Source organism: Microbacterium sp. 70-16, from assembly GCF_001898315.1.
Taxonomy (GTDB): domain Bacteria; phylum Actinomycetota; class Actinomycetes; order Actinomycetales; family Microbacteriaceae; genus Microbacterium.
In genome coordinates this window covers 79,193-91,064 of the sequence record NZ_MKTQ01000019.1, presented here as the reverse complement: position 1 = coordinate 91,064, position 11,872 = coordinate 79,193, and the positions used below count along the sequence as shown (strand labels likewise).

General features: G+C 70.2%; 12 protein-coding genes. 11 read left to right on the top strand and 1 reads right to left on the bottom strand.

Going from position 1 to position 11,872, the window contains the following annotated elements; genetic code table 11:
- Positions 1 to 103 precede the first annotated feature (103 nt).
- The 9 genes from BGO46_RS09825 (at position 104) to BGO46_RS09785 (ending at position 8,959) form a co-directional block, all read left to right on the top strand.
- Entirely contained in the window at positions 104 to 1,327 is a 1,224-nt protein-coding gene (locus BGO46_RS09825) for an IS256 family transposase (RefSeq protein WP_292897833.1), read from the top strand.
- 370 nt (positions 1,328 to 1,697) lie between these two features.
- Positions 1,698 to 3,548, top strand: a complete 1,851-nt coding sequence (gene glmS, locus BGO46_RS09820) for a glutamine--fructose-6-phosphate transaminase (isomerizing) (RefSeq protein ID WP_292678391.1) — start codon at positions 1,698 to 1,700, stop codon at positions 3,546 to 3,548.
- A 179-nt stretch (positions 3,549 to 3,727) separates the two neighbouring features.
- Positions 3,728 to 4,138, top strand: a complete 411-nt coding sequence (locus tag BGO46_RS09815; protein WP_292678389.1) for a holo-ACP synthase — start codon at positions 3,728 to 3,730, stop codon at positions 4,136 to 4,138.
- Positions 4,135 to 5,259 (top strand): alanine racemase, encoded by a 1,125-nt coding sequence (gene alr, locus BGO46_RS09810; RefSeq protein ID WP_292678387.1) that lies wholly within the window; start codon positions 4,135 to 4,137, stop codon positions 5,257 to 5,259. Before BGO46_RS09815 ends, alr begins: the two co-directional genes overlap by 4 nt.
- Positions 5,260 to 5,445: 186 nt before the next feature.
- Positions 5,446 to 5,952 (top strand): tRNA (adenosine(37)-N6)-threonylcarbamoyltransferase complex ATPase subunit type 1 TsaE, encoded by a 507-nt coding sequence (tsaE, locus tag BGO46_RS09805; protein WP_292678385.1) that lies wholly within the window; start codon positions 5,446 to 5,448, stop codon positions 5,950 to 5,952.
- 146 nt (positions 5,953 to 6,098) lie between these two features.
- Complete coding sequence (gene tsaB, locus BGO46_RS09800; protein WP_292678383.1) at positions 6,099 to 6,776, top strand: tRNA (adenosine(37)-N6)-threonylcarbamoyltransferase complex dimerization subunit type 1 TsaB; 678 nt, start codon at positions 6,099 to 6,101, stop codon at positions 6,774 to 6,776.
- Positions 6,773 to 7,270 carry a ribosomal protein S18-alanine N-acetyltransferase gene (gene rimI, locus BGO46_RS09795; protein WP_292678381.1) on the top strand — a complete coding sequence of 166 codons (498 nt, stop codon included), beginning with the start codon at positions 6,773 to 6,775 and terminating at the stop codon, positions 7,268 to 7,270. The genes tsaB and rimI overlap by 4 nt, the downstream gene beginning before the upstream one ends.
- A gap of 94 nt (positions 7,271 to 7,364) precedes the next feature.
- The gene (gene tsaD / locus BGO46_RS09790; protein WP_292678379.1) at positions 7,365 to 8,447 is read left to right on the top strand and encodes a tRNA (adenosine(37)-N6)-threonylcarbamoyltransferase complex transferase subunit TsaD; all 1,083 of its coding nucleotides are present in this window, start codon (positions 7,365 to 7,367) and stop codon (positions 8,445 to 8,447) included.
- Positions 8,444 to 8,959 carry a hypothetical protein gene (locus BGO46_RS09785; RefSeq protein ID WP_292678377.1) on the top strand — a complete coding sequence of 172 codons (516 nt, stop codon included), beginning with the start codon at positions 8,444 to 8,446 and terminating at the stop codon, positions 8,957 to 8,959. The genes tsaD and BGO46_RS09785 overlap by 4 nt, the downstream gene beginning before the upstream one ends.
- Before the next feature lie 114 nt (positions 8,960 to 9,073).
- On the opposite strand, the gene BGO46_RS09780 is transcribed toward BGO46_RS09785, so the two are convergent.
- Positions 9,074 to 10,261, bottom strand: a complete 1,188-nt coding sequence (locus tag BGO46_RS09780; protein ID WP_292678375.1) for a class I SAM-dependent methyltransferase — start codon at positions 10,259 to 10,261, stop codon at positions 9,074 to 9,076.
- A gap of 149 nt (positions 10,262 to 10,410) precedes the next feature.
- Here BGO46_RS09780 and groES point away from each other — a divergent pair, with 149 nt between their 5' ends.
- Both groES and rarD read left to right on the top strand, forming a co-directional pair.
- On the top strand, positions 10,411 to 10,707 hold the full coding sequence (groES, locus tag BGO46_RS09775; protein WP_292678373.1) for a co-chaperone GroES: 297 nt from the start codon (positions 10,411 to 10,413) through the stop codon (positions 10,705 to 10,707).
- 130 nt (positions 10,708 to 10,837) lie between these two features.
- Positions 10,838 to 11,770 carry an EamA family transporter RarD gene (gene rarD / locus BGO46_RS09770; RefSeq protein WP_292678371.1) on the top strand — a complete coding sequence of 311 codons (933 nt, stop codon included), beginning with the start codon at positions 10,838 to 10,840 and terminating at the stop codon, positions 11,768 to 11,770.
- The last annotated feature ends 102 nt before the right edge of the window (positions 11,771 to 11,872 follow it).

The following is an 11,872-nucleotide window of genomic DNA, read 5'->3' as shown; positions in this document are numbered from 1 at the left end:
GTGTAGATCTCGGTGCTGAGTGTCACGTCGAGGACGTGGTGAGCCATCGTGCGATGGTCAGTGAGAACCGACTAAAGCTACTCACAGAAAGACACAACGCACGATGGCTCTTGACCAGTCTGCCCTCCTCGAGCTCCTCGGGGAACTGAAACTCACCGGCGTCACCGACCGGATTCGGGTCGCGACCGAGACGCTCTATCAGGAGCTGATCGACGCGGAAGCTGCCGCGTTCATCGGCGCCGCCCCGTTCGAACGCACCCCTGAGCGGGTGGCGCAGCGCAATGGCACCCGCTCGAAGACGGTGTCGACCACGGCCGGGGATCTCGAGCTGCGGATCCCGAAACTGCGGGCGGGGTCGTTCTTCCCATCGCTGTTGGAACGGCGCCGGCGGGTCGATCAGGCCCTGTTCGCGGTCGTGATGGAGGCCTATGTTCACGGCGTCTCGACCCGGAAGGTCGATGACCTCGTGAAAGCGCTCGGTGCGGGCACGGGGATCAGTAAGAGCGAGGTGTCGCGGATCTGCAGCAACCTCGACGAGGACGTCGCCGCGTTCCGTGACCGCCCGCTCGCGGAGACCACCTACCCGTATGTGTTCCTCGACGCCACCTACTGCAAAGCAAGGGTCGGCCGGCGGGTCGTCTCCCAAGCGGTCGTCGTCGCGGTCGGGGTCGCCGCGGACGGGCGCCGGGAGGTGCTCGGGTTCGAGGTCGGGGAGACCGAGTCGCAGCCGTTCTGGACGACGTTCCTGCGCTCACTCAAGGCCCGCGGCCTCGGCGGGGTGCGCCTCGTGATCTCCGACGCGCACACCGGGCTCGTCGCCGCGATCCAGACCGTGTTCCAGGGCACGGCCTGGCAGCGGTGCCGGGTCCATTTCATGCGGAACGTGCTTACCGCCGTCCCGAAAACGGCGGGCCCGATGGTCGCGTCGATCATCCGCACGATCTTCGCGCAACCCGACACCGAGCACGTGTTCACCCAGTTCCACGAGGTCGTTCGCATGCTCACCCGCTCGCACCCGAAGGTCGCCAGCATGCTCGAAGACGCCGAGGACGACCTCCTCGCGTTCTGCCAGTTCCCGTTCCAGCATTGGCGTCAGATCTGGTCCACGAACCCCCTCGAACGCGTCAACAAGGAGATCAAACGCCGCACCGACGTCGTCGGCACGTTCCCAAATCCCGCGGCCCTGCTCCGCCTGGCCGGCCACGTCCTTATCGAGCAGCACGACGAATGGGACGGCGCCGACCGCCGCTACTTCAGCGAGCAATCCATGGTGCTCCTGCTCGCCGAACCCGAGGAGGTGAGCATCCCCGAACTCACTGCGGCATAATCAAAACAACTGACCCGCACGGTGTTGAGAAACTCCACCACTCAGCGGGACGTCACCGACGGCTGACGACCACGAGTATGGCACAGCTTCCGCGGGGGCGGAAGACATCGACGAAACCTGGCGCATCGCATCACGAGAACGTCGATCCCGGTACCATGGAGGTGCTCGCGCAGACTCAGCTGCCCCCAAGCGGCGTTCGGACAGGCTCCCCCCAAACTGCCTGCCCGGGAGTGCGTGAGTAGGGGTCCTCCCGACACCGACCGTCCCCAACGGCTCGTCTCCGGAGGGCCCCCCCTTTTTTTGGGGGCAGGCCTTTTCTCCCCAGGGTTCGCTGAGGTGGCTGGTGTCGTAGCACCGTACGATGTACCGCATGTGTGGAATCGTCGGATACGTGGGCCCGCGGGACAGCCAGGCCATCCTCATCTCGGGCCTCGCCCGCCTCGAGTACCGCGGGTACGATTCGGCCGGCATCGCCGTGATCGACTCCGCGGGCGACCTCGCCATGCGCAAGCGCGCCGGCAAGCTGCAAGTGCTGCGCGACGACCTCGCCGCCCATCCCATGACTGACGGGACAACGGGCATCGGCCACACCCGATGGGCGACACACGGTGGCCCGACCGATGCCAACGCGCACCCGCACCTCGCCGACGACGACAAGCTCGCCCTCATCCACAACGGCATCATCGAGAACTTCGCCGAACTGAAGGCCGACCTCGTCTCGCTCGGGTACACCTTCCGCTCCGAGACCGACACCGAGGTTGCGGCGGTGCTGCTGGGGCACGAGTTCCGGGCATCCGGCGACCTCGTCGTGGCCTTCCGCTCGGTCGTCTCCCGCCTCGAGGGCGCGTTCACGCTGCTCGCGATGCACCAGGAGCAGCCCGGACTCGTCGTCGGCGCCCGCCGCAACTCGCCGCTCGTGATCGGCCTCGGCGAGGGTGAGAACTTCCTCGGCTCCGACGTCGCCGCCTTCGTCGAGCACACCCGCAATGCCCTCGCGATCGGTCAGGACGAGATCGTCGCAATCACGCCCGCCGGTGTCGAGGTCACCGATTTCGACGGCAACCCCGTCGAGACCTCGCCGTTCGAGGTCGTGTGGGATGCCTCCGCCGCCGAAAAGGGTGGCTGGTCGTCGTTCATGGCGAAGGAAGTCTCGGAAGAGCCCGAGGCCGTCGCCAACACCCTGCGCGGCCGCGTGCACGACGGTGCGGTCGTGATCCCCGAGCTCGACGGACTGGACGAGCTGTTCACGGGCATCCGTCGCATCATCATCATCGCCTGCGGTACGGCCTTCTACGCCGGTCAGACCGGCGCCTACGCGATCGAGCAGTGGACGCGCGTGCCCGTCAGCGTCGAGCTCGCGCACGAGTTCCGCTACCGCGACCCGGTGATCGGCGACGACACCCTCGTCGTGTCGATCAGCCAGTCGGGCGAGACGATGGACACGCTCATGGCGGTCAAGTACGCGCGCGAGCGCGGCGCGAAGACGCTGTCGATCTGCAACACGCAGGGCGCGACGATTCCACGCGAATCGGATGCCGTGATCTACACCCACGCGGGGCCCGAGGTCGCCGTGGCATCCACCAAGGCCTTCGTCGCGCAGATCACCGCGCTGTACTTGCTCGCGCTGCATGTCGGGTGTGTGCGCGGGGTGCTCTCTGCGGCTTCTTCGGCTGATCACGTGCGGGAACTCGAGGCGGTGCCGGCGAAGATCTCGTGGGTGCTCGAGAACGAGCAGGAGCACATCGAGCAGTTCTCGCGCTGGATGGCCGACACGCAGTCTGTGCTGTTCTTGGGCCGTCACGTGGGATACCCGGTCGCGCTCGAGGGCGCGCTCAAGCTCAAGGAGATCTCGTACATCCACGCCGAGGGCTTCGCCGCCGGTGAGCTCAAGCACGGCCCGATCGCGCTGATCGAGCCCGGGCAGCCGGTGTTCGTGATCGTGCCGTCGCCGCGCGAGGCATCCGAGCTGCACAAGAAGGTCGTGTCGAACATCCAGGAGATCCGCGCGCGCGGCGCCCGCGTCATCGTCGTCGCCGAGGAGGGGGACGCCGCGGTGCTGCCCTTCGCCGACGAGGTGCTGCGCATCCCGCTCGCCGGGCCGTTCTTCGAGCCCCTGCTCGCGGTCGTTCCGCTGCACATCTTCGCGATGGGCCTCGCTACCGCGAAGGGCCTGGACGTCGACCAGCCCCGCAACCTCGCGAAGTCCGTCACGGTGGAGTAACCCCGCGGGGTGGCGCGCTCGCGCCGCCGGGCGGTGCCGTCCGCGACCGCGAAACAGCAGTGGTGCACCGAGACTGCATCCGTGCGCTGCAGTCTCGGTGCACCGATGCAGTCTCGCGGACGGGAGGGTGCGGGGTGGGCGCGCTGTAGGGGTGGAGCGTGCGCGGGTAGGCTGGCGGAGTGATCGTCGGAATCGGCGTCGACATCGTCGACATCCCGCGCTTCGAGCGCTCGCTCGAGCGCACGCCCCGACTCCTCGAGCGGCTCTTCGCCCCGGCCGAGCAGCACCTCAAGTCGCACTCGCTCGCCGCGCGCTACGCCGCGAAAGAGGCGCTGATCAAGGCACTCGGCGGCTCGGACGGTGTGCACTGGACCGAGATCGAGGTCGCCTCCGAGCCCAGCGGCCGCCCCGTGTTCGCCCTCAGCGGCGAGACGGATGCCACGGTCACAGGCCGCGGCATCGCGGCGCTGCACCTGTCGCTCAGCCACGACGCGGGACTCGCGACGGCCTACGTCATCGCCGAATCGGACGGACCGGTCACCGGGCGCGCCGCGGCATCCGCAACCGACTCACCCGGGGACCCCGCATGACGCGCCTGCCCGACGGGACGATGCGCGAAGCGCTCATCGACACCGCCGCGATCACCGAGAACGTGCGCCACCTGCGCCGACTCACCGAGTCGGAGGTCATCGCCATCGTCAAGGCCGACGGATACGGGCACGGCGCCGTCCGCTCGGCCATCGCTGCGCTCGCCGGCGGAGCGACGCGCCTCGGCGTCGCCGACATCAGCGAGGCGATCGCGCTGCGCCGCGCGGGGATCAGCGCGCCGATCCTCGCGTGGCTGCACGCGCCCGGCGCGTCCTTCGCCGAGGCGGCGGCCCTCGGCATCGAACTCGGGATCTCGAGCTTCGCGCAGCTGCAGGCGGCGGCATCCGCGGCATCCGCTGAGCGTGCTGTCGCGGTGCATTTGAAGGCCGAGACCGGGCTCGGACGCAACGGCATCCCGCCCGCCGACCTGCCCGTGGTGTTCGCCGAAGCGGCGCGCCTCGAGCGGATCGGCAAGCTGCGCGTCGTCGGGATCTTCAGCCACCTGTCCAACACGAGCGACGCCGACGATCGCGCCGCGCTCGCCCGCTTCACGGATGCCCTCGCGCTCGCCGCGACCCACGGACTCGCGCCGCAGCTGCGGCACCTCGCGGCCTCGCACGCCGCGATCAACCTGCCCGAGGCGCGCTTCGGGTGCGTGCGGTTGGGCGTCACGATGTACGGGCTCTCGCCGTTCGCGGATCGCACGTCGGCCGACCTCGGCCTGCGCCCGGCCATGACGCTGCGCGCCGCGGTCGCGGCGGTGCGCCGCGTATCCGCCGGGCAGGGCGTCTCATACGGCTACACCCATCGCGCCGCCGAGGAGACGACCCTCGCCCTGGTTCCGCTCGGCTATGCCGACGGCATCCCGCGCGCGGCATCCGGGGGAGCGGCGGTCCGCGTCGGCGGCGCGGTGTTCCCCATCGCCGGGCGCATCGCGATGGACCAGTTCGTCGTCGACGTCGGCGACCTGCCCGTCGCGGTCGGTGACGAGGCGGTGCTGTTCGGCGACCCGACGCTCGGGATGCCCGCGGTCGAGACCTGGGCGGATGCCGCGGGCACCATCAACTACGAGATCGTCACCCGCATCGGCCCGCGCGTGCCCCGCCGCGAGGTCGCCCGGTGAGCGCCGTGCGCCGGTGCGCGGGCGACGCCACAGCGGCGGCGGTGCACGGGGCCGCCGCGGCTGTGTGTGAGGCCGCCGCAACAACTCAGGAGATTCGCGCGTCCCGGCCGTGCGCCGCTGCGGAATCACGCGGAATGCCGAACCCGGCGACGGTTGTTCTCCTGAGTTATGGAGAGTGACGTCCTGATGACCGGACTGGACGGATTCGTCGGCGAGCGCGAGATCGCCTCGGCTGACGACATGGAGGCGCTCGGCCGCGCCTTCGGCGGGGCGCTGCGGGCGGGGGACCTCGTGGTCCTCACCGGTCCGCTCGGCGCGGGCAAGACGACGCTCACGCGTGGCATCGCCTCAGCGCTGAACGTGCGCGGCCCCGTGCAGAGCCCGACATTCGTGATCGCCCGCACGCATCCATCGCTGAGCGACGGGCCGCCGCTCGTCCACGTCGACGCCTACCGGCTGGGCACCGACGGCGAACTGGATGACCTCGACATCGACTTTGCGCACTCCGTCGTCATCGCCGAATGGGCGGCCCCGTTCGCCGCGGCCGTCGCCGACCACTGGTGGGAGGTTGAGATCGACCGCGGCTGGAGCGGCACCGGCGTCGACACCGCCTGCGGGACATCCGGTCACCACGTCGCCGACATGGAGGATGCCGCGCCGCGGCACGTCCGGATCTCCCGCCGCACCGCCTGACCCCCGCAGCTCCGCAGATTGTCACCAACTCCGCAGCGAAACCCGCGGGGTCTGCGGAGTTCACGCGAATCTGCGGAGTTCCCGCGGCCGAACGCGGCCCGCACAGGCTACGCGCCGCCCGTGCAACCGCGGCTACCCTGGATGACGTGATCCTCGGCATCGACACCTCCCTCGGTACGGCCGTCGCCGTCGTCGAGACCGACGGCGTCGCCCTCGCTGCAGCGCAGAGCGCCAACCCGCTTGGGCATGCCGAAGTGATCGGCACGCTGCTGCAGACGGTGCTGACGGAAGCCACGCTGGGCCCGATCGGCACCACGACGCCGACCCCCGTCGTCCTCACGCACGTCGCCGCAGGCATGGGCCCCGGCCCGTTCACGGGGCTGCGCGTCGGCATCGCGGCGGCGCGCGCGTTCGCGCTCGGCCGCGGGCTGCCGGTCGTTCCCGTGCCGAGCCATGACGCAGCCGCGCTCGAGCTGATCCTCGCCGCGGCTCTCGCCGACCCCTTCGCCGGGACCGCCCGCTTCGCGGTGGTCACCGACGCGCGTCGCCGCGAGTTCGCGTACTCCGTCTACGACGGGCTCGACGACGACGGCATCCCCGAGCGGGCACATGGCCCCGCCCTGACACCCCGCGACAGCATCGACGACGTCCTCGCGGGCCTGGGCGCTACCCGCCACGACGTCACCGCGATCTCGGCCACGATGCTCGCGACGCTCGCGGGCCGCGCCGTTGCGGCAAGCCGCACCCTGTCCGGCCCCGAGCCGCTGTACCTGCGCGCTCCCGACGTGACGCTGCCCGCGCCCCGCAAGAGGGTGAGCACATGACGCTGCGCGCAGCGGAGGCATCCGACCTTGCCGACATCATGCAGCTCGAGCGCGTCTCGTTCCCCACCGACGCGTGGAGTGAGCCGATGATGCAGGGCGAGCTCGCGTCGCCGCACGGCCGCTACCTCGTCGACATCGAGGCGGGCGGCATCGTCGGCTATGGCGGCGTGCGCGCGGTGGCGGGGGCGGCGGATGCCGACATCCAGACCATCGCGATCGCCGAGGCGGCGCGGGGGAGGGGGCGGGGCCGCGCCCTGCTGCGGGCTCTGCTCGAGACGGCGCGCGAGCGCGGAGCGCGCGAGATATTCCTGGAGGTGCGAGACGACAACCCCACCGCCACCGCGCTCTACGCCTCGGAGGGGTTCGTCGAGATCGGCCGTCGCCCGCGCTACTACCAGCCCGATGACGTCGATGCGATCGTGATGAAGCTCGACCTCGCCGCGTGGCCTGCAGGTCGCGCGCCCGCCGCCGCCGACGCGGGGGTGTGCTCGTGAAGACTGCCCAAAAGCAGGCTGGATCGCGCTCCGAGCGCCGTGCCGGCCGAGCAAATGCCACTTCAGCCTGCTTTCGAGCCGCGGAGGCGCTCGCATGAACCGCGATGAGCCCCTCGTCCTCGGGATCGAGACGAGCTGCGACGAGACCGGCATCGGAATCGTCCGCGGCCGCACCCTTCTGTCGAACACGATCGCCAGCTCGATGGACGAGCACGCCCGCTACGGCGGCGTCGTGCCTGAGGTCGCGGCCCGTGCCCACCTCGAAGCGCTGCAGCCGGCGATCGAGGCCGCTGCCACCGAAGCGGGCATCACGCTCGACGAGCTCGATGCGATCGCCGTCACGAGCGGGCCGGGGCTCGCCGGTGCGCTCATGGTCGGTGTCGGCGCCGCGAAGGCGCTCGCCGTCAGTCTCGGCAAGCCGCTCTACGCCGTCAATCACCTCGTCGGGCACATCGCCGCCGACCTCCTGGACCGCGACGAGGTCGAGTACCCGACCGTTGCGCTACTCGTGAGCGGTGGGCACACGTCGCTGTTGCTCGTGCGCGACCTCACGACCGACGTCGAGTTGCTCGGCGAGACGATGGACGACGCGGCAGGCGAGGCGTTCGACAAGATCGCACGCATCCTCGGGCTGCCCTACCCCGGTGGCCCCGAGATCGACCGCGCCGCTGCGACCGGTGACCCGGCCGCGATCCGGTTCCCGCGGGGGCTGTCGCGGGCATCCGACATGGCCGAGCACCGCTACGACTTCTCGTTCTCGGGGCTGAAGACCGCCGTTGCGCGGTGGGTCGAGCAGGCCGAGGCATCTGGCACGGCCGCTCCGGTCGCCGACGTCGCGGCATCGTTCCGCGAAGCGGTCGTCGACGTGCTCGTGACCAAGGCACTGGATGCCTGTGCGCGCCACGGCGTGCCGCGGCTGCTGCTCGGCGGTGGTGTCATCGCCAATCGGCGGCTGCGCGAGGTCGCGCTCGAGCGCGCCGCAGCCGCGGGAGTGACCGTGCGCATCCCGCCGCTCAGCCTGTGCACCGACAACGGAGCGATGATCGCGGCGCTCGCCGGGCAGCTGGTCGCGAGCGGACGTCAGCCTTCGACGCTCGAGTTCGGCGCCGACTCCACCCTGCCGGTGACCGAGATCCAGATCGCCGAAGCGCCCGTCGAAAGTGCGGTGGCGCGATGAGCGACAACGAGCAGACGCCGACCGTGATCGCGGATGCCGGCACAGCGGGCATGGCCCTCCCCGCGGCACCGCCGCCCGCCCAGCCCGCGGCACTGCCGCCCGCCCCACCCGCCGCACACCTCGACGCGCCTTCCGACGACGTTGTCCTCGCGACCTCGGCGGCGCTGCCCGGCGAACACCACGGCGGCTTCGCGCGCGAGCTGACCGGCCCGCTGCCGATAACGGCCAGTGTCCACACCGAGCTCGACTGGGCGCCCGCCACCGCATCGCCGCTGCCCCGCAGCGCGCCGTGGGCGCTGCTCTTCGGCATCCTCGGGTTGATCGTGTCGGTGCTCGTCGGCTGGGGATTCCTCATCGGGCTCGTCGGCGCGGGGCTCGCCGTCGTCGCGCTGCGTCGCCCGTGGGAGTCGCGCCAGGCTGCGGTGTGGGCGCTCTGCCTGAGCGTCGTGTCGCTGATTTACAGCGCGGGCTGGCTGTGGTGGGCATCGACACAGGGGCCGCTGTTCGGCTGAACCGGCTCTGATCAGACCCTGTCGGCGATCAGACCCGGTCGGCGAGCAGTCCCGGTCGGCGAGCAGACCCTGTCGGCGAGCAGACCCGGCCGGCGAGCAGACCCGGTCGGCGCGTCAGACGCGGTCGGCGAGTAACGTGACGCGCGCGTCGCCGATCCGGGTGACGAACAGCGTCGCCGCCTCCGCGCCGCGCAGTTTGAGCTTGGTGCGTAGGGCCGCGGGGTCGATGTCGACCCCGCGCTTCTTGATCTCGAGCGTCCCGATGCCGCGCTCGCGCAGCGCGCGGGCGAGGGCCTTCACATCGTTCGGCATGCGCTCGCGCACGCGGAAGCTCTGCACGAACGGACTGTCGACCGCGGCATCCGAGGTCAGGTAGGCGATCTTCGCGTCGATCATCCCGGCATCCATCGTGCGCGCCACTTCGCCGATGAGCCGCGCGCGGATGACCGCGCCCTCCGGCTCGTGCAGGTAGGCGCCGAGGTCGCGCACCGGGGCGTCGGCAGCATCGCCGGATGCCACGAGCTCGGCCGCCACGCCGCCTCGGATGACGAGTGCGGCGCGCCGCACGTCCGGGCGCGCGAGGATGCCGGTCCACACGACGAGCTCGATCGTCGAGCCGTCGACGCTGATCCACTGCGCTTCGGCATCGGCCGGGATCAGCGCGCGGTCGAACGCGGGGCCGAGCTTGATGCCGGCCGGTGTGCGCGCGGCGAGGCTCCAGACCCACTCCAGGGGCGGTGACCAGTCGCCTGCGCCGACGCGGGTGGTCTCGGTGTGGCCGGCAGTGCGACGGGCCGGGTCGAGCCAGACGCCGTCTACGCCGGCGAGGTCGACTTCTTCGGCACGCGCGTGCTGCACGTGGGCGCCGTCGCCGAACGGCGCCAGGTTGTACGCGGCGAGCGCCGCCGTGACCTCGTCGGCTTCGACGGCGAGCACCTCGAGCCCGATCCCCGCGAAAGCCAGCGAGTCTCCGCCGATGCCGCAACCCAAGTCGGCGACACGACGGATGCCCGCGTCGCGGAACCTCCCGGCATGGCGGGCACCCACCTCGAGGCGCGTCGCCTGCTCGAGGCCGGCCCGAGTGAAAAGCATGCGGTCGGCGAACTCACCGAACTTCGCGCGGGCGCGTGTGCGCAGCCGTGCCTGCCCGACTGCGGCCGACACGAGGTCGGGCGACAGGCCGGATGCCCGTAGGCGCGACACCGCGGCCGCGACGCCATCGGTCGAATCGATGGCGCCGAGCTCGTCGACCAGCCGCAGTCCTTCGGGCGTCAGCAGGGTGGTGAGCTCGGCGAGTTCCATCGGGCCAGCCTAGAAGGTGAGATGGGAACGAAGCCCGATTGGCACTCGCGTTGCACGAGTGCCAGCCGCGCCCTAGACTTGCCATTAGCACTCCGCCCCTGCGGGTGCTAATGAGTCTTGCAGTACGCCAAGCCAGAAAGAGGTAAACCGTGTCGGTTTCCATCAAGCCGCTCGAGGACCGCATCGTCATCAAGCAGGTCGAGGCTGAGCAGGTCACGTCCAGTGGCCTCGTCATCCCCGACACCGCCAAGGAGAAGCCCCAGGAGGGTGAAGTCGTCGCCGTCGGCCCCGGCCGCATCGACGACAACGGCAACCGTGTCCCCCTCGACGTCGCCGTCGGCGACCGCGTGATCTACAGCAAGTACGGTGGCACCGAGGTCAAGTTCGGTGGTGACGAGTATCTCGTCCTGTCCGCGCGTGACGTGCTGGCGGTTGTCGTCCGCTGACGTTCGCACACGAAAGAAGCCCTCGGTTCGCCGAGGGCTTCTTTCGTTGGCAGGACGATGATGCACATCGGCAGGATGCCGCGGGCCCGAGCGGCACGCACAGTGTCACGACCGTTCTAGGCTTGGACCCATGACACCCGAGGAGACCTCCCGCGAACAGTCCCTCGGCGGCGTCTACGCCTTCATCGCGTACTTCCTATGGGGCTTCATGCCCCTCTACTTCCTGACGCTCGCCCCCACCGGACCGTGGGAGGTCGTCGCCTGGCGCATCCTGTTCTCGCTGCTGTTCTGCGCGATCCTGCTGACCGTCACACGCACGTGGCGCAAGCTCTTCGCGATTCTGCGCAATCGCAGGCTCGTGTTCTGGACGATCATCGCGGGCCTGCTCATCTACGTGAACTGGCAGGTCTTCCTCATCTCGACCCTCACGGGGCATGTGATCGAGGGGAGCCTCGGCTACTTCATCAACCCGATCTTCACGGTGCTGCTGGGTGTGCTCGTGCTCGGCGAGCGGCTGCGGACGGCGCAGTGGGTCGCGATCGGCATCGCGGGGCTGGCCGTGGCCGTCATCATCGTCGGGTACGGCTCGTTCCCGTGGATGGCACTGACCCTCGCGGCATCCTTCGGCACCTACGGTCTCGTCAAGAAGCAGATCGGGCCGAGTGTGGATGCCATCAGCGGGCTCACGCTCGAATCGCTGTGGCTCGCGCCGATCGCCGCCGTACAACTCGTCGTCGTCGCCGCGACGACGGGGCTCACCTTCGGCGCCTCAGGCGCGGGGCACGCCGCGATGCTCCTGCTCGCCGGTGCCGTCACGGCCGTCCCACTGTTGTTCTTCGCCGCCGGCGCGCGCCGCGCCCCGCTGACCGTGATCGGACTGCTGCAGTTCGTCGCCCCGATCATGCAGTTCCTCACCGGTTGGTGGCTCATGGGCGAGCCGATGCCGATCGAGCGCTGGATCGGATTCGGCCTCGTGTGGCTCGCCCTGATCGTGCTGACGATCGACTCGCTCCTCTCGGCGCGGCGCGTCCGCGGGGCATCCGACGTCGCCGATCTCGTCTGATCCACGCGCGCTCCCTGCGCCCCGGGCGGTGCGATCGGCCGGTCAGACCGTTATTCGACCGTGATCGAGCTGTTTCACACCGTTAACGCATCGCAACATTCG